The organism is Massilia sp. IC2-278, assembly GCF_020708045.1.
GTDB lineage: Bacteria > Pseudomonadota > Gammaproteobacteria > Burkholderiales > Burkholderiaceae_D > Telluria.
The window spans coordinates 215,546-233,364 of record NZ_JAJFES010000004.1 but is presented as its reverse complement, the minus strand read 5'-3'; the positions used below and the strand labels follow the sequence as shown (position 1 = coordinate 233,364).

General features: G+C 64.9%; 16 protein-coding genes. 13 read left to right on the top strand and 3 right to left on the bottom strand.

Annotated elements, in window-relative coordinates; genetic code table 11:
* The first annotated feature begins 36 nt into the window (after positions 1 to 36).
* From mpl to corA, 9 genes are all read left to right on the top strand, one after another.
* A complete protein-coding gene (mpl, locus tag LK540_RS10915; protein WP_267498754.1) occupies positions 37 to 1,407 on the top strand; it encodes a UDP-N-acetylmuramate:L-alanyl-gamma-D-glutamyl-meso-diaminopimelate ligase in 1,371 nt (456 codons plus the stop codon).
* The gene (locus LK540_RS10910) at positions 1,404 to 2,015 is read left to right on the top strand and encodes a YqiA/YcfP family alpha/beta fold hydrolase (protein WP_229437319.1); all 612 of its coding nucleotides are present in this window, start codon (positions 1,404 to 1,406) and stop codon (positions 2,013 to 2,015) included. Before mpl ends, LK540_RS10910 begins: the two co-directional genes overlap by 4 nt.
* Positions 2,015 to 2,599 (top strand): chorismate lyase, encoded by a 585-nt coding sequence (locus LK540_RS10905; protein WP_229437318.1) that lies wholly within the window; start codon positions 2,015 to 2,017, stop codon positions 2,597 to 2,599. Before LK540_RS10910 ends, LK540_RS10905 begins: the two co-directional genes overlap by 1 nt.
* 182 nt (positions 2,600 to 2,781) lie before the next feature.
* Positions 2,782 to 4,848, top strand: a complete 2,067-nt coding sequence (locus LK540_RS10900; RefSeq protein WP_229437317.1) for a ribonuclease catalytic domain-containing protein — start codon at positions 2,782 to 2,784, stop codon at positions 4,846 to 4,848.
* A gap of 27 nt (positions 4,849 to 4,875) precedes the next feature.
* Positions 4,876 to 5,145, top strand: coding sequence for a hypothetical protein (locus tag LK540_RS10895; protein ID WP_229437316.1), 270 nt, complete (start codon positions 4,876 to 4,878; stop codon positions 5,143 to 5,145).
* Positions 5,146 to 5,532: 387 nt separating this feature from the next.
* The gene (locus LK540_RS10890) at positions 5,533 to 6,384 is read left to right on the top strand and encodes a TonB family protein (protein WP_229437486.1); all 852 of its coding nucleotides are present in this window, start codon (positions 5,533 to 5,535) and stop codon (positions 6,382 to 6,384) included.
* On the top strand, positions 6,384 to 7,202 hold the full coding sequence (gene aroE, locus LK540_RS10885) for a shikimate dehydrogenase (protein WP_229437485.1): 819 nt from the start codon (positions 6,384 to 6,386) through the stop codon (positions 7,200 to 7,202). The genes LK540_RS10890 and aroE overlap by 1 nt, the downstream gene beginning before the upstream one ends.
* Before the next feature lie 8 nt (positions 7,203 to 7,210).
* Positions 7,211 to 7,942 carry a monofunctional biosynthetic peptidoglycan transglycosylase gene (mtgA, locus tag LK540_RS10880; protein WP_229437315.1) on the top strand — a complete coding sequence of 244 codons (732 nt, stop codon included), beginning with the start codon at positions 7,211 to 7,213 and terminating at the stop codon, positions 7,940 to 7,942.
* Positions 7,943 to 8,064: 122 nt separating this feature from the next.
* Positions 8,065 to 9,039 carry a magnesium/cobalt transporter CorA gene (gene corA, locus LK540_RS10875; RefSeq protein ID WP_229437314.1) on the top strand — a complete coding sequence of 325 codons (975 nt, stop codon included), beginning with the start codon at positions 8,065 to 8,067 and terminating at the stop codon, positions 9,037 to 9,039.
* A 36-nt stretch (positions 9,040 to 9,075) separates the two neighbouring features.
* On the opposite strand, the gene LK540_RS10870 is transcribed toward corA, so the two are convergent.
* Positions 9,076 to 9,747, bottom strand: a complete 672-nt coding sequence (locus tag LK540_RS10870; protein WP_229437313.1) for a class I SAM-dependent methyltransferase — start codon at positions 9,745 to 9,747, stop codon at positions 9,076 to 9,078.
* Positions 9,748 to 9,856: 109 nt separating this feature from the next.
* Here LK540_RS10870 and LK540_RS10865 point away from each other — a divergent pair, with 109 nt between their 5' ends.
* The 3 genes from LK540_RS10865 to LK540_RS10855 all read left to right on the top strand — a co-directional run bounded on the left by LK540_RS10865 (position 9,857) and on the right by LK540_RS10855 (position 13,894).
* Positions 9,857 to 10,396, top strand: a complete 540-nt coding sequence (locus LK540_RS10865; protein WP_229437312.1) for a hypothetical protein — start codon at positions 9,857 to 9,859, stop codon at positions 10,394 to 10,396.
* A gap of 94 nt (positions 10,397 to 10,490) precedes the next feature.
* Positions 10,491 to 11,291 (top strand): DUF4349 domain-containing protein, encoded by an 801-nt coding sequence (locus LK540_RS10860; RefSeq protein ID WP_229437311.1) that lies wholly within the window; start codon positions 10,491 to 10,493, stop codon positions 11,289 to 11,291.
* A 173-nt stretch (positions 11,292 to 11,464) separates the two neighbouring features.
* Entirely contained in the window at positions 11,465 to 13,894 is a 2,430-nt protein-coding gene (locus tag LK540_RS10855; RefSeq protein ID WP_229437310.1) for an outer membrane beta-barrel family protein, read from the top strand.
* 137 nt (positions 13,895 to 14,031) lie between these two features.
* Here LK540_RS10855 and LK540_RS10850 read toward each other — a convergent pair whose 3' ends face one another.
* A complete protein-coding gene (locus LK540_RS10850) occupies positions 14,032 to 14,544 on the bottom strand; it encodes a hypothetical protein (RefSeq protein WP_229437309.1) in 513 nt (170 codons plus the stop codon).
* On the bottom strand, positions 14,513 to 15,253 hold the full coding sequence (locus LK540_RS10845; RefSeq protein WP_229437308.1) for a hypothetical protein: 741 nt from the start codon (positions 15,251 to 15,253) through the stop codon (positions 14,513 to 14,515). The genes LK540_RS10850 and LK540_RS10845 overlap by 32 nt, the downstream gene beginning before the upstream one ends.
* Before the next feature lie 356 nt (positions 15,254 to 15,609).
* Here LK540_RS10845 and LK540_RS10840 point away from each other — a divergent pair, with 356 nt between their 5' ends.
* Positions 15,610 to 17,811 carry a TonB-dependent siderophore receptor gene (locus LK540_RS10840; protein WP_229437484.1) on the top strand — a complete coding sequence of 734 codons (2,202 nt, stop codon included), beginning with the start codon at positions 15,610 to 15,612 and terminating at the stop codon, positions 17,809 to 17,811.
* Positions 17,812 to 17,819 lie beyond the last annotated feature (8 nt).

Sequence of the window (17,819 nt, the reverse complement as noted above, 5' to 3'; positions counted from 1 at the left end):
GGTTAGAATCCTGTATTCGCTTTCATACCCACGACCATGCACATTCATATCCTCGGCATTTGCGGCACCTTCATGGGTGGCCTGGCGGTGCTGGCCAAGGAGGCCGGCCACCGCGTTACCGGTTGCGACGCCAACGTCTATCCCCCGATGAGCACCCAGCTCGAAGCCCAGGGCATCGAACTGATCCAGGGTTACGGGCCGGAGCAGGTGTCGCTGGAGCCGGACCTGTACGTGGTCGGCAACGTGATGACGCGCGGGAACCCGCTGATCGAGGAAATCCTGAACCGCGGCTTGCCGTATATGTCTGGCCCGCAGTGGATTGGCGAACACATTTTGCGTAATAAATGGGTGCTGGCCGTGGCCGGTACCCACGGCAAGACCACGACCTCGTCGATGCTGGCCTGGATCCTGGAAGACGCGGGCTATTCGCCGGGCTTCCTGATCGGCGGCGTGCCGATGAACTTCGGCATTTCGGCGCGCCTGTCAGGCGAAGCCGATTCCGACTTCTTCGTGATCGAGGCCGACGAATACGACACCGCCTTCTTCGACAAGCGTTCCAAGTTCGTGCACTACCATGCGAAAACCGCCGTGCTGAACAACCTGGAATTCGACCACGCCGACATCTTCCCCGACATCGGCGCCATCGAAACCCAGTTCCACCATCTGGTGCGCACCGTGCCGGGCATCGGCCGCCTGGTCGTGAACGGCGACGAAGCCTCGCTGGCGCGCGTGATCAAGCGCGGCTGCTGGAGCGACAAGGAAACCTTCGGCGGTTCGGACGGCGTGAACTGGGCGATGGTCGAGCATCCGGGCGGCGCCAGCTTCGACGTGCTGTTCAATGGCGAGAACCAGGGCACGGTCCACTGGGAACTGACCGGCAAGCACAACCGCTCGAACGCGCTGGCCGCGATTGCCGCCGCCCGCCACGTGGGCGTGCCGGTGGCGCAGGCGGTCGATTCGCTGTCGCGCTTCCAGAGCGTCAAGCGCCGCATGGAAGTGCGCGGCGTGGTGAACGATGTCACCGTGTACGATGACTTCGCGCACCACCCGACCGCGATCGCCACCACCGTCGGTGGCCTGCGCCAGCGCATCGGTACCAATGGCCGCATCCTGGCCGTGCTGGAACCGCGCTCGAACACGATGAAGCTGGGCGCCATGAAGGATGCCTTGCCGGGCAGCCTGAAGGATGCCGACCTGGTGTTCGGCTTCGGCAGCCAGCAGGCGCTGGGCTGGTCGCTGGCCGACGCCCTGAAGCCGCTGGGCACGATTGCCCACAGCTTCGACCAGATCGACTACATGGTGCAGGCGATTATCCAGGCCGCCCAGCCGGGCGACCACATCCTGGTGATGAGCAACGGCGGCTTCGGCGGCGTGCACCAGAAGCTGCTCGAGGCGCTGGCCAAATGATCGCCTACGCGCACGTTTTGTACTTGCACGGCTTTCGCTCCTCGCCGCGCTCGTTCAAGGCGCGCGTGGTGCAGGAGCGCATGGCGGCGGCCGGCCGCGCGAACGACCTGATCTGCCCGCAGCTGCCGGCCTCGCCGAAAGCGGCGATGGAACTGGCCCTGCTGCTGGCCGAGCGCCACGCGCCGCAAGACCTGGCGATCGTCGGTTCCTCGCTGGGCGGCTTCTACGCCACCTGGCTGGCCGAGCGCCTGGGTGTGCCCGCCGTGCTGCTGAACCCGGCGGTCGACCCCTTGAAGAACCTGGAGCAGCACGTCGGCGTGACCACGAACTGGCATTCGGACGAACCGTTCGAATTCCGCCGCGAATACATCGACGAGCTGGCCGAGCTGAAGGTTGCCACGATCACGCGTCCCGAGCGCTATTTCCTGATCGCGGCAACCGGCGACGAAGTGCTGGATTACCGCGACATGGTGGCGCATTACGCCGGCGCGCGCCAGCATGTGATCGACGGCAGCGACCATGCGATTTCGGAATTCCCGCAGTATGTGGACGCCGTGCTGGCGTTTTGCCAGCCGCATGTCGACTGGTCGCAGGCAGGCAAGCAGTAGTGCGCAATGCTTCGCTGCGCCAGGCGAGATGGCATCGCCACGTGGGCGCCTTGCAGGCGCCGGCCGGGATGCGCGACTGGCTGACGACCAAGGGTTCGCTGACCGCGCGCCTGGTGAGAAGTAGCGAGACCTTCCGCGTGAAGCGTGTGCACCAGCATGCCGCGCTGTGCTCGCCCGAGGAAGCGGCTCCAATCGGCTTGCCGCGCCGCGAGCGGGTGTGGGAACGCGAGGTCCTGCTGTGCTGCGACGGTGCGCCGGCGGTGTTCGGCCACACGGTGGTGCCGATGTCGGCCAGCGCCAGCGACTGGCCGCTGTTTTCGGCGCTGGGCGAACGCTCGCTCGGCACGACCCTGTTTTACGACCCGCTGGTAGTGCGCGGGCCACTGGAATTTGCGCGTTTGCGCAGGGGCCACCCGCTGCTCGAGCGCATGCAGTCTGCGCTCGGCACCGCAGTGACGGGAAACGAATTTTATGCGCGGCGCTGTGTCTATCGCCGCCATCAAGGCCTGCTGATGGTCACCGAGGTATTCTTGCCGGCGGTACTCGATCTGGGCGCAACACTTAGAACCTATCTCAGTAGGTAAGGGGAAGCTGATGAGGACATGCGCGTAGGCGATGGCTGGGAAGCGCGGGCAAGGCGCGAGGAGGCCGCATGGCGAGCCATGCAACGACGAGTAACGCCGCCCCCGCTTTCCAGGCGCCTCAGCAGCGACTCTTACCTACTGAGATAGGTTCTTAATAACGCGACACGATTGCGACATAAACAATGAATGTATTTTTTGAAGAATCGGGCGACTTCAAGGTCGGCTCGGTGCTGTCCCAGGCAGGCGAGGCTTACCAGGTAGAACTGTCGAGCGGCAAACGATCCAAAGTCAAGGCCAAGGACGTGCTGCTCCAGTTCGAGAAACCCGACCCCGCGTCGCTGCTCGAGGCTGCCAAGGGCATCGCCGCCGACGTCGACCTGGAATTCCTGTGGGAAGTCGCTGGCCAGGAAGAGTTCGGCTTTGCCGAGCTCGGCGCCGAGTACTTCGGCCATGCGCCGCTGCCGGCCGAGGCCGCCGGCCTGGTGCTGGCCCTGCACAATGCGCCGATCTACTTCTATAAAAAGGGCCGTGGCCGCTACAAGGCGGCGCCCGAGCAATCGCTGCGCGCGGCCCAGGCCGGCATCGAAAAGAAAAAGCAGCAGGCCCTGATCCAGGCCGGCTACGTCGAGGAACTGAAGGCGGGCAAATTGCCGGCCGCGCTGCAGCCCATGGTGCACCAGCTGCTGTTCAAGCCGGACCGCAACACCATCGAATACAAGGCCATGGAAACGGCCGCCAGCGAACTGCAGACTTCGGCCCCGCGCCTGATGCTGAAAGCCGGCGGCATCGCCTCGCCGAAAGAGCTGCACATGGGCCGCTTCCTGTTCGAGAACTTCCCGCGCGGCGCCGGTTTCCCGGCCGTGCCCGTGCCGAGTGCGCCTGCCGGCCTGCCGACGGCGAACGTGGCCGCCTTCTCGATCGACGACTTCACCACCACCGAGATCGACGATGCCTTCTCGGTCGAGCAGCTGGAAGACGGCAACGTGCGCGTCGGTATCCACATCGCCGCGCCGGGTCTTGCCATCAAGCCGGACGACGAGATCGACAAGATCGCACGCAGCCGCATGTCCACCGTGTACATGCCGGGCGACAAGATCACCATGCTGCCGGACGAAGTGGTGAACGCCTTTACCCTGGCCGAGGGCAATACCTGCCCGGCACTGTCGCTGTACGCGACGCTGAACCCGGCCGACTGGTCGACGGTGTCGACCACGACCCGTGCCGAACTGGTGCCTATTAAAAACAACCTGCGCCACAATGATCTGGACGAGCTGGTCAACGAAGAAACGCTGGAAAGCGGCGCCGGCGAGTATCCGCACAAGGCGGAACTGGCGCTGCTGTGGAAGTGGGCATTGAAACTGGAAGCGGGCCGCATGCTAAAACGCGAAGCATTCGGCCTGAAGCCGGAGCAGGCGAACCGCGTCGACTTCAATTTCTATGTGGAAGACGACGTGGTCTCGATCGTGCGCCGCAAGCGTGGCGCGCCGCTCGACAAGATCGTCGCCGAGCTGATGATCTTTGCCAACAGCACCTGGGGCAAGCTGCTGCACGACTCGGGCGTGCCGGGCATCTACCGTTCGCAGGGCGCCGGCAGCGGCGCCGGTTGGGCCGCCAAGATGCAGGTGCGCATGGTCACGCATGCCGCGCCGCACCAGGGCCTGGGCGTGGATCAATATGCCTGGAGCACCTCGCCCCTGCGCCGCTACACCGACCTGGTCAACCAGTGGCAAATCATCGCCTGCGCCGAGCACGGCGTGACCGCGCCTCTGGTCGCCCCGTTCAAGCCGCGCGACGCGACCCTGTTCTCGATCGTCTCGGCCTTCGATGCGGCTTATTCGGCCTACAACGATTTCCAGCAGACCATGGAACGCTACTGGTGCCTGCGCTGGCTGGGCCAGGAGCAGGTGAAGCAGACCGAGGCTGTCGTGCTGAAGGAAGACGTGCTGCGCCTGACCGAGGTGCCGCTGGTGATCCGCCTGCCGGGCATGCCGCCGGTGGCGCGCGGCGCGCAAGTGAAACTCGACATCGTGCGCTGGGATGAAGTCGATTTGTCGCTGGAAGCGCGCCTGCTCGAAGTGGCGCAGGCCGCGCCGAGCGAGGAGCTGGCCTTCGATGAGGAAGAGGGCGATGGCGCGGTTGGTGAGGTTGGCGATACCGGCGAGGCTGCGGTGGAAGAAGTGGTCGAAGCCGAAGGCGCCGTGGCCGCCGTCAGCACCGACGACGCCGCGCCGGCTGCCGGCGCGCAATAATCCTTCAGGGGCGGACACCATTCCATCATGAGCAGCAGGTCGATACGCACCATCGTCATCGTGACACCCGTGATCGTGCTGGCCTATTGGGCCGTGTTCGCCTGGATGGTGTACCGCTCGCCGCTGGCGTATGACGCCATCGACCTCGATCACGATGGCTCGGTGAGCTTCAACGAGGCCGATTACGCGTCCTCGTTCGGCATGCGCACGATCTACCGGGACGGAGCGGAATGCGTCGAATATTTCGCCGAGAAAGATGGCGCCGCACTGAAGCTGGATTGCCCAAAGAAACCGTAACGGCTTTATTGGCGTCGCTTTGGTAGGGTGGGCACTCGTGCCCACGCGGTGATGAAGCGGCAACCACGCGGCCCCACATCATCTTGCGCCATATAAAAAATCGAGACCGCAAGAACAGATTATTCGAGCACGTCGAAACCCGAAGTAGCAGTGCCATTCTGCCCAGGCCACGTGTTGGATAGCCGCAGCACGTAGCCAACTGGAGGCGCCCGTAACCGCGTGGGCACGGCGTGCCCACCGTACGCTTGAGGTTCCGAGCACTCAACTGTTGCCCCGCGGCCACCAACCGCCCGCAGCGACTTCCTCCGCTGTAGAATGCTTGGATTCCCAGATTCAACTGCCGTCCGGCGCGCACGCGTGAAGTATTCCCGAGAAAACCATCCCTTGATGATCGCCCTGGCCGCTTCGGTGGCCGCGCATGCGCTCTTGCTGGCGATCCGTTTTGCCGCGCCCGAAGTGTTCCGCATGCAGCCGGCCGATCCCGGCCTGGAAGTCATCCTCGTCAACGCCCGGCACGCCAACGCCCCGGCGAAAGCCGATGCCCTGGCCCAGGCCAACCTGGAAGGCGGCGGCACGGCCGACAGCGGCCGCGCCAGGTCGCCGCTGCCCGACCTGCGCCGCATCGACAACGGCGACAGCATCAAGGCCCTGCAGCGCCGTATCGCCGAGCTCGAACAGCTCCAGCAAAACGTGCTCACGCGCGTGAAAACGTCGGACTTCAACGCCGCCCCGGTGCGCGACAAGGACAAGCCCGACCCCACCCGCACCGGCCAGGACGAAATCGACACCACGCGCCAGATCGCGCGCATGACGGCCGAGATCACGCAGACCATCGAAGACCAGAACCGCCGCCCGAAGCGCACCCACATTTCGCCGAGCACGCGCCAGGTAGGCTACGCGCTGTACTACAAGGCAATGCAGAAGCGCGTGGAGGAGATCGGCACGCTGAACTTCCCCCAGCAGAACGGGCGCAAGCTGTACGGCGAGCTGGTGGTGTCGATTCCCGTCTACCAGGACGGCAGCCTGTACCAGAAGGAGGGCGGCCCGCGCGTCGAGCGCAGTTCCGGCAACCCGGCGCTGGACAAGGCGGCGCTCGAAATCGTGCGCCGCGCCGCGCCCTTCGGCAGCTTCCCCCAGAATATGCGCTCGGTCGGCAAGGATGACTTGTGGATCGTGATCACCCGCTTTACCTTCACCCGCGAGGAAAAAATGAAGGCCGAATTGCAGGAGCAGTCATGATGGACACCCCTCCCGATAAATATTGCGTGATCGGCAACCCGGTCGCGCACAGCAAGTCGCCGCAGATCCACGCCGCCTTTGCCGCGCAGACCGGGCAGCACATCGACTACGGCCGCCGCCTGGCGCCGCTCGACGCCTTTGCCGACGTCGTGCGCGACCTGATCGGGAAGGGCTACAAGGGTGCGAACGTCACCGTGCCCTTCAAGCTGGAAGCAGCCGCCCTGGCCACGCGCCTGGAAGAGCGGGCGCGCGCCGCCGGCGCCGTGAATACCCTGAGCTTCATCGACGGCGAGATCGTCGGCGACAACACCGACGGCCCCGGCCTGGTGGCCGACATCGTGCGCAATGCCGGCGTGGCGCTGGCCGGCAAGCGCATCCTGCTGCTGGGTGCGGGCGGCGCGGCGCGCGGCGTGATGCTGCCTTTCCTGCAGCAGGGACCGGCCGCCATCGTGGTGGCCAACCGTACCCGGAAAACCGCCGACGCCCTGGTGGCCGACTTCCAGGACCAGGTCACGCAGGTCAAGGCCGTCGGCTTCGGTGCAATCGAAGGCAGCTTCGACATCGTGGTGAACGCCACCTCGGCCAGCCTGGCGCAGGAAATGCCGCCGGTCCCGGCATCGGCTTTTACGAAGGAGACGCTGGCGCTGGACATGATGTACGGCGATGCGCCGACGCCTTTCATGGTATTCGCCGCAAAACAGGGCGCCGCCACGCGCGACGGCTTCGGCATGCTGGTCGAACAGGCCGCCGAAGCATTCACGATCTGGCGCGGCGTACGTCCGGACACGCGCGAACTCCTGACCACACTCAGAACATAATTCAAACGATGGCGAAAAAAGGCAATGCGGGCGGCGCGTCGGGCGCGTCGAAACCACGCCGCTGGATCAAATGGATTTTCCTCGGCCCGATCCTGGCTTTCATCCTGCTGCAACTGTATTTCTTCGTGCAAGTGTGCTGGTTCGTCTGGTTTAATCCAGGCTCGACCAGTTTCATGCGCCAGCAACTCTCGGAATTGCGCGAAAAGAATCCGAATGCGGAACTGAAACACCAATGGGTGCCCTACGACCGCATTTCGAATAACCTGAAACGCGCGGTGGTGGCGTCCGAAGACGCGAATTTCGCCGATCACCCGGGCGTGGATTTCGAGGCGCTGGAGCGCGCCTATAACCGCAACAACCGCAAGCACAAGGTGGTCGGCGGCGGTTCGACGATTACCCAGCAGCTGGCGAAAAACCTGTTCCTGTCGGGTTCGCGCAGCTATCTGCGCAAGGGCCAGGAAATGATCATCGCCTTCATGCTGGAGTCGGTGATGAGCAAGCGCCGTATCCTGGAAGTGTATTTGAACGTGGTCGAATTCGGCCGCGGCGTGTTCGGCGCGGAAGCGGCGGCGCGCTATTACTTCCGCACCCCGGCGGCCAATCTCGCCCCGGCCCAGGCCGCGCGCCTGGCAGTAATGTTACCGAATCCCCGCTATTACGACCGCCACCGCAGCACCAATTACCTGGTCAAGAGGACCAGCCTGATCCAGCGCCGGATGGGTGCGGCAGAGTTGCCCTGAATCCAACATTTAATTCGTTGAAAAAACGCCGAAGACGGGGCAAAACCGTTGTTTCGGGGTGGCCGCGCACGGGGTGAACGAGTACACTTGCGTCAGTTTTGATTCCGGCCGAGAAAGCGCGCATGATCAACGTATTTGTCCTACAAAATGGCCGTCTGAACCAGGTCCCGATCGCGTCGCGCGCGGACCTGGAGAATGCCACGCCTGTCTGGGTCGATCTCACCGATCCGGACGACGACGAGCGTGCCTGGGTCAAGGCCATCTACGGCGTCTCGCTGCCGGGCGAAGACGAAGTGTCGGACATCGAGGCCTCGGCCCGTTATTACGAAGCCGAAAACGGCGACCTGCACCTGCGCACCGACTTCCTGCTCGAGGAAGAAGACGGCCCCTCGCGCGTGGTCACCGTCGCCTTTATCCTGTCGGGCAAGATGCTGTTCTCGATGCACTCGGACGATTTGCCGGTATTTCGCCTGGTGCGCATGCGCGCGCGTTCGCGCCCTGGTTCAATCGGCGACTACATGGACGTGCTGCTCGACTTGTACGCGACCGATGCCGAATACTCGGCCGATGCGCTCGAGGGCATCTACGAAAGCCTGGAAGAAGTCAGCCAGCGCGTGCTGCAAAAGGAATTCACCGACCAGGACGCGGCTGCCGCGCTGAATGCCATCGCCCACGAGGAAGACTTGAATGGCCGCATCCGCCGCAACATGATGGATACGCGCCGCGCGGTGAGTTTCCTGATGCGCGGGCGTTTGCTGAATGCCGAACAATTCGACGATGCGCGCCAGATCTTGCGCGACATCGAATCGCTGGATGGCCACACGTCCTTCCTGTTCGACAAGGTGAACTTCCTGATGGATGCCACCGTCGGCTTCATTAACATTAACCAGAACAAGATCATCAAGATCTTCTCGGTGGCCTCGGTGGCTTTCCTGCCGCCGACCCTGATCGCCAGCATCTACGGGATGAACTTTCATAAATGGTTCCCGGAGCTGGACTGGACCTATGGCTATCCCTTCGCCATCGGCATGATGATCGCCAGCGCGATTGCGCCGCTGTGGTACTTCCGCCGGCGCGGCTGGCTGAAACTGGCCTGAAGTTAGCCTGAAATTCGTCGTCTGAAGTTCGCCTGATTATTCCGGCAGCTGGCCGACGAGGATCAGCGACGCCGGCTTGCCGCTTTGCGGATGCAGCGGTTCGCGCATTTCCCGGATACGCAGGCCATTGTTTTCAAAGAGCGCGATCCAGTTTGAGAGGGTGCGGAAATACCAGGGCGGCGCATCCTGGAAACCGCTGTTGAAACCGGCCCAGCTGCCCTCGCGCCAGCCATCGGCATACGCCTGCTCGCCGCAGGCCAGCAGCGGATGCACGGTCTGCACCACCAGGTGCCCGCCGCGGCGCAGGAAGGAGGGCGCCGCGACGAACAGGCCTTCGACCGCTTCTTTTCCGATCAGCGAAAAATTGCAGACCGCGAGATCGGCGGCCAGCTGCAGTTCGCCCTGTGCGATCTGCTCGTAGGACAGGCAGCGGAATTCCCCGCCGCCGGCCGCCTGCGCCGCCTCCACCAGGCCGGCGATCGCATCCACGCCGATCATCCTCACTTCCGGCAGCGCCCGCACCAGCCAGCCTTCGCCGCAGCCGAGATCGACGGCGGTTTGCGGTGCATGGGCACGCACCGTGTCGACGATAGCCGCATTCGTGACCAGGGTGCGGCTTTCGATTTCGCCATTGCGTATCGCCGCGACCCAGGGATCGGTATTCCGGTGCCAGGAGTCGATGACGCTGGTGTCGAGCTGGGCAGGCATGTGTCCTCCGCTTGCAAAAGGCCATTATGCGCCAGCTGCGGCCGGTAATGCCCGGCAATTGCCGGCAGAGTTGGCGATATACTCATCCGTTTCCACACCAGGAGTCGCGATGCCGGACCTGCCTTCAGCAACAGTCAATGAACACCCGCCGGCCGGCGACGCGGTGCTGCGCATCGTCTGTCCGACCCAGAAGCGGATGTTGCCAGTGCTGGTGGGCGCTTTCCTGCTGCTGTTCCTGCTGCCTGCCACGTTCAGGAACCTGCGCCGGGCGCCGGACGACGTGTCCTGGCTGCCGCTGGTAGTGCTGGCCGTGATGTGTTTGCTGGTGCTGGCCATGCTGTACCGCAGCTTCGTGTTCCGCGATGCGCTCTGCATCTACAAAGGAGGCGACGTTCCCGATGGCATGCTCGTGGTGGCGGCCAATAGCATCCGCTCGGTGCGCGCGCTGCCCACGCCGCAGGCCTGGTCGGCCGAAGGCAAATGGGATGCACTCGGCATGTATCCGGGACCGATCGAAATCGATACCGACAGCGGCGCCTTCCGCTTCGGCGCGGGACTGAGTGGCTACATGGTCGGGGAAACGGTCGACAGGATCGCCGCTTTTTGCGGCCTGGTGCCCGAGGGATGGCGTTCTCTTCAGCAGCAATGAAGCACCGGCGGGGTACTTGCTTGCTGGAAAAGCAAGGTACCCGTACACTGGACAGGCTCTGCAGCGACAGGGCGTGAACCATGGTGAAGGAACGATGATGCGGCGATGGATGGTCTTGCTGGCCCTTGCGGCCTTGTTTGCCGGCTGCAAGGGCCAGCCCGGCAGTGCAGGAAACGCTGCGCCGGCAATGGCGGAAGTCAGCGTCGATCACAAGCGCGCGCCGCGCGTCGCCTATGAGCATGCGGTCGAGTTCGAGGTGCCGGTGGGCCACACGCGGCAGGTCTACGAGGCCGTGCAGCAGTCGTGCGCGGCCTTGCCGGAACAGGGCTGCACACTGCTGGAAGCGAGCATCCGCGCCGGCGCCGAACCGGGCGCGACCGTGCGCATGCGCATCGTTCCCGAGGGCGTCAATCGGGTATTGAAGTCGCTGAACGGGCGCGGCAAGGTGATTACGCAGTCGAGCATCGGCAAGGACCTGGCCGAGCCGATCCAGGACGCCGAGCGCAAGATGGGCATGCTGACCGCCTACCGCGACCAGCTGCAGACCCTGGCCCGCCAGCGCGCGCTCGATCCCGAAGCCCTGATCAAGCTGCACCGCGAGCTGGCCGAGGTGCAGAGCGAGATCGACAACGCGGCCACTTCCCAGGCACAACTGCGCAGGCAGGTGGACACCGAGCTGCTGACGGTGGCCATGCACGAACATGCCCGGGCTGGCCAGGCCAGCAAGGTCGGCCAGGCGCTGGACGACTTCGGTGGCGACCTGCTGCAGGGCGTCGCCGCCCTGATCACCTTCGTTGCCTCGACGATTCCTTTCGTCCTGGCCGGCGCCGTCCTCTACCTGATTTGGCGCCGGGTACGCCGGGGCCGCCGCGGCGCGGCAGCGGACAAGCGCTGACGCGGCAGCGCCGCGCCCGGCAGCAGGCTGTTACATCCATTTACGCTTCTTTACGCCTCACGACGGTGCAGGCGCGATGCGAGGTTTTACAATGGAGGCTTTCAGCCTGCCGAGCTCGCTTAATCGAGCGCGTGGCGAGCGATGCCACTTCAACGTCAATAAAGCATTCACCGATGGTCCAACGAAACCGTTCCAAGCAGGCCCGCATCCAGCCAGGCGCCGCCGGCGCCACGCCACGCAGGCAGGCCCTGTACCTCGCAGTTGTCCTGGCCGTGTGCGAATTCGGCGCGATGCAGCCGGCGCTGGCGCAAAGCACCGCCGGCGCCCAGGCTGCGCCGGCGACGGCCGCGCCGGCTCCCACGTCCGCTACCGCGCCGGCGACCGCAAGCGCCGCGCCGCAAGCCGCTGTCAGCACTATCGCCGCGCCCGCTGCCGCAGCGGATGCCGCACCCCAGACTATCCAGTCCGTCAACGTGGTCGGCGAGCGCCAGAACAACCGCATCGACCGCCAGGTCTACGACGTCAAATCCGACGTGAATGCCTCGAACGGCAGCGCTGCCGATGCGCTCGGCAACGTGCCTTCGGTGGCGGTCGATCCGGACGGCACCGTGTCGCTGCGCGGCAGCACCAACGTCCAGATCCTGGTCGACGGCAAGCCTTCGGCCATGCTGCAGGGCGAGAACCGCGGCTCGGCGCTGCAGGCCATGCCGGCCGAGGACATCGACTCGGTCGAGGTGATCAACAACCCCGGCGCGGAATTCGGCAACGAAGGCGGCGGCGGGCCGATCCTGAACCTGGTCATGAAGCGCAACCGCCGTCCGGGCGGCTTCGGCGCGGCAAATGCCAACGCGGGCACGGCCGGGCGCCACAATGCTTCGCTGAACGGCGCCTACAATTCCGGCCTGTGGGGCTTCCAGGGCGGCATCAACATGCGCAAGGACGGCCGCGATTCGACCTATGAAAGCGAGCGCGAGCGCATCGACCCGGTCACGGGAGCCAGCCAGCGCAACACGCAGGAGTCGACCAGCAACGGCCTGAACGACAGCGTCGGCCTGCGCGGCCAGGTGACCTATAACCTGAGCCAGGACGATACGCTGGAAGCCGGCCTCGGCCTCATGAAGCGCAACAACGACCAGCAGGGCCTGGACCACTACAGCGTGTTCGACGCGGCCGGCAACACGACCAGCGACTACGCGCGCAGCACGCGCCGCAACGGCGACAGCCGCAACAACATGGGCAGCCTGCGCTGGGACCACAAGGGCGAGAAGCTGGGCGAGCTGTTCAAGATGGACCTGCGCGTGTCGACCACCGACAACGACAGCGAAACCGACTACGCCAACACCTATACCGTCACGCCGCCGCGCGCGGCCGACAGCCGCAATTTGCAGGACGTCGACAATTCCACGCGCATCATCGACTACACCGGCGACTACGAGCTGCCGCTCGAGAGCGGCGCTATCGTGAAGGTCGGCTACAAGATCGCCGACAACCAGAGCGAGTTCGATACCCGCTACTACGATTTCGACCTGGGCAGCAACGCGCAAAGCATCAACGACCGCCGCACGAACGCCTTCGAGATCGACGAACGGAACACGGCGCTGTACGGTTCCTACCAGTGGAAGGTGAACGAGCGCTGGGGCGCCCAGCTGGGCCTGCGCGCCGAGCACACCGACATGGACCTGAAGCAGGTGACCAGCCGCATCGACGCCAGCAACAGTTACCTGAACTGGATGCCGAGCGCCTTTGCCACCTATAAACTGGGCGAGAAGACGAATTTGCGCTTCTCGTACGCGCACCGCATCCGCCGTCCGGGCGCGGGCGAGCTGAACCCCTTCGTGGTCTACCGCGACGAATTCAACGAGTCCAGCGGCAACCCCTACCTGAAGCCGGTGCAGACCGATTCATTCGAGATCGGCTACGAAACCAAGGCCGGCGTGCTGGATGCCAACGTGCGCGCCTATTACCGCAACGAGCGCGACACCATCCGCAGCCGCCAGGTGGCGGTGAGCGACACGGTGATCCTGACGACGCTGGAAAACGGCGGCAGCAACCGCTCCGGCGGCCTGGAATTCACGCTCAGCGGCAAGCTCACGCCGAAATTGTCGGTGAACACCAGCGGCAACGTCTTCCTGGCCGAGCAGCAGCAGATCGATTTGCTCGGCAACGAGTCCAAGCGCAGCGCCACCTCGGTGAACGTGCGCGGCCGCCTGAACTACCAGCTGACCCCGCTCGACCAGCTGCAACTGATGTTCAACGCCCAGGGCAAGACCCTGACCGGCTATGGCTACCGCGAACCGAGCGCCACCGCCAACCTCAGCTACCGCCGCAACCTGAGCCAGAGCCTGACGCTGGTGGTGAACGCCAACGACATCTTCAGCTCGCAGAAGACGGAAACCGTGACCGATTCGGCCACGCTGAAGGAATATTCGGTGCGCCGCTTCGACGGCCCGGTGGTATTCGTCGGCCTGTCCTACCGCTTCGGCGGCGTACAGGCAAACCGCCGGCAGGACGGCCCCCCGGGCGAAGGCTGGCGCCCGCCACCGGGCGGCATGCCCCCAGGCGGCTTCGGCGGCGGCCCCGGCGGTGGGGGGCCGGGAATGTAGGGTGGCCGGCTCCACCCGTCGGGCAGCGCACGCGCGCCGTATGCGCCGCCCACGCGTCCAGCGCACGGTTCCCCGGCGCATCCCCCGAACGAAGCGGGCATGAAATAAAATTTCACGAAATCTGGATTAGTGAAATTTTATTTCACCAGCGATGTGGGTGGTTCCAGAAAGCCCGCACCTCCATCCTCGCAGCGCGCATGCCTGAGTGTCTTCCCACGCCGCTCGACGGTAAGCCCATCATCGAACGCCGGCGTTACCCCATCCGGCGCACGCCCGACCCGGCTGTAGACGGTATAGGTGTAGCCGCTGCGCTGGAAGGCGACCGAGGTAAGCCCGCCGCCGATCAGCGGCTCATTGCGCACCTTGAACACCGGCTGCGCGCGCTGCCCGGGCGCCGGGTATTCCAGCTCAAGACGATTCGGCAAGCCGAAACGGTACTGCAAGCCGTTCCCGGGAAGGGGAGAGCGGCACAGCGACACCGTCTTTCCCTCCATGGCGCAGGCGAACACCACATGCTCGCCGGCACTGCACAGCGACGCCGGCGCCTGCGCCTGCACCTGCACCTGCGCTTGCCCCCAGGCCGGCAACACCAGCCAGCAGCCCAGCGCCGCCAGCCATTCAGATCCCCAATGCTTTCTTGATATTCGCAAGGCGCGCTCCCCGGTCGCTCAATCCGTTCAGGCCGCCGTTGACGGCGCGGGTGACCGCTTCCAGGTCGTCGGTGTCGGCCACCGCATTGACTTTACGCGCCTCCCAGTAGTGGAAAGCCGATTCGATGGCGTATTTGAGTTCGGTCACGAGCAGGTCGGGTTCCGCGACAAAATCCTGTGGGTCGTTCGCATCGCGCGCATTGTGGGCGGCCGTGAAGGCGGCGTAGTTGTCGCGCCCGGTCAGCTGGATCAGGCCGCGCCCGCGGTAGCGGTAGCCGTCGCCCGAGGCTTCGCTGCCGTTGCCGAGGCGGTCGGCATACACGTAGCTGAGCAGATGCTCGGCATTGCCTGCATAGAAATCGGCCTCGGTCCACAGCTTGGGGCGCAGGCGCGCCGGCTGGCCGTCCGGCCCAAGGCGGCATTCGTCGAGTGCACGGTCGTACTGCGCCTGCCCGCCCTTGCAGCCGAACACCTGGCGCATGCGCACCGCCGCATAGCGGCCGTTTTCCTCGGTCGCGCGGAAGCTGCTTTCGTGCCCGATCTGGGCCAGGAAGTGGGCGATGCGGAGCGGCGTGTCGACCCGGTAGCGGCGCGCGCTGTCGTTCAGGCCGTCGACGATGGCGGCGTAATAGTCTGCGGAATTGGTCGGCTCGGCTACCCGCAGCAGCGCCACGCCGACGGCAAACGGTGCGCCTTCGGGCTGCGGCAAGGTTTGCCCCGAGCGGGGCAGGCGGGAGCGGGAAGCCCCGCGGGAAGAGCGTCGAAGTCGCGCCATGGTCGGTTTCCAGCCGAAGTTGAGGCCATGGTGGCACAGTGCGCGCCCGCCGTCACATCGGCGCCGACCGGATGTTTGCGCTAGCGTAAAGACCACGTTCACCAAAATTTACATTGATCAATCGACCCATATTGCATTTTTCTCAGGCGCGCGCATTGACTTTGCAATGAGAATCGTTATCATTCACGTTCTCATTACGGTGTGCAATCGCTGCGTTTCCATGTGAATGGTCCTGCGCATGACCGCCTATCGTTCTTTTTTCTGCTACTAACCCGAGGTCTCTGATGGAAATGCATGTGCACGCACGTGGGCTTTATAAACTGAACCGGATCGCGCTGTCGGTCGCCCTGGCCCTGCCGCTGCTCGCGCATGCCGAAGCCGACGAGCCTTCACCCGACCAGGCCGGCCAACCCATCCAGCAAGTGCAGATCCGTTCGCAAAAGGTCCCGACGGCTGGCTCCTACAGCACCCCGTCGCAGACCTCGGCCACGCCGCTCGACTTGTCGCTGCGCGAAACGCCGCAGTCGATCTCGGTGGTGACGCTGCAGCGCATCGAAGACCAGCTGATGACTTCGGTCACCGACATCGTCGACAACGTCACCGGCGTCTCGGTCAACGCCTACGAAACCAACCGCGCCGGCTTCACCTCGCGCGGCTTCGACATCGACAACCTGCAGATCGACGGCATCCCGACCACCTACGAGCAGGCCTGGAGCGCCGGCGAAGTCTCGAGCAGCCTGGCGACCTACGAGCGCGTGGACGTGGTGCGCGGCGCCACCGGCCTGATGACCGGCGCCGGCAACCCGTCGGCAGCGATCAACCTGGTGCGCAAGCACGCCGACAGCAAGGAAGTCACGGGCTGGGTGGAAGGCGGCATCGGCCGCTGGCACGAAAAACGCGTGCTGGGCGACGTCTCGACCCCGCTCAACGAAAGCGGCAGCGTGCGTGCGCGCTTCGTCGGCGAATACACCGACGGCGACAGCTGGATCGACTCCCTGAAGAACCGTAACCACACGCTCTACGCCACCATCTCGGCCGATTTGTCGCCGAAAACCCTGCTGCAGGCCGGCTACAGCCACCAGGACCTGAACGCGCGCGGCCCGATGTGGGGCAGCCTGCCGTACTGGTACACCGACGGCACCCTGACCAACTGGGACCGCAGCAAGACCACCGCCGCCGACTGGACCGCGCTGCCGTCGACCTACGACAACGGCTTCCTCGACCTGACCCACACGTTCGAGAATGGCTGGAAGGTGCGCGCCAACTACAACCACGGCGAGCGCCGCGGCGACTCCTACCTGCTCTACCTGTCGGGCATGCCGGACCGCGTTACCGGCGCCGGCATGAGCGACTTCTCGGGTTCGTACCACACCCGCACGAAGCAGAACGACATCGGCCTGCACCTGAGCGGCAGCTTCGACGTCGCCGGGCGCACCCACGAAGCCTCGTTCGGCTACATGCGCATGAAGCAGGAATTCACCTCGGACAACCGCGCGGCCGACTTCGGCGGCGTGAGCTCGACGGTCACCGACTTCAACAACTGGAACCCGACCGCGTATCCGGAGCCGACCTGGGGCGAGCTGACCTTCTACGAGCGCAGCAAGACCGAGCAGCAGGCGCTGTACGGCGTCACCCGCCTGAACCTGGCCGACCCGCTCAAGCTGATCATCGGCGCGCGCGTCACCGACTACGAAAAGAACGGCGTCGGCTTGTGGACGGCCGCCTACACGGTCAAGCACGACCACGAAGTCACGCCGTACGCCGGCCTGGTCTTCGACATCAACTCCAACTACTCGGCCTACGCCAGCTACACCGACATCTTCCAGCCGCAGAACCGGCGCGACCTGGCCGGCAACCTGCTCGACCCGGTGGTCGGCAAGAACATCGAGGCCGGCATCAAGGGCGAGTTCTTCGAGAAGCGCCTGAACGCCTCGCTGGCCGTGTTCCAGATCAAGCAGGATGGCCTGGGTCAGGAAGCGGGCCTGGTCGACCGCGACGGCGCCGGCCCGAACGCGCCGGAAACCTATTACCGCGCCGTGGCCGGCGCCAAGAGCCGCGGCTTCGAGTTCGATTTGAGCGGCCGCCTGGCGCCGGGCTGGAACGCCACCGCCGGCTATACCCAGTTCCGCGCCAAGGATGCCGACGGCAACGACTTCAACAGCATCTACCCGCGCCGCCTGCTGCGCGTGTTCACCACCTACCGCCTGCCGGGCGCCTGGGACAAGCTGACGATCGGCGGCGGCGTGAACTGGGAAGGCCGCACCTGGACCGTCGACCCGCTGGCGCCGCCGACCACGAACGGCATCATCGAGCAGAAGGACTTCGCCCTGGTCAATTTGATGGCGCGCTACGAATTCAGCCCGCAGCTGTCGGCCCAGCTGAACCTCGACAACGTGACCGACAAGACCTACTTCGGCATGTTCGCGGCCTACGGCGGCGTCAACTACCGCGCACCGCGCAGCGCTTCGCTGACCGTGCGCTACCGCTTCTAACCGGTTCG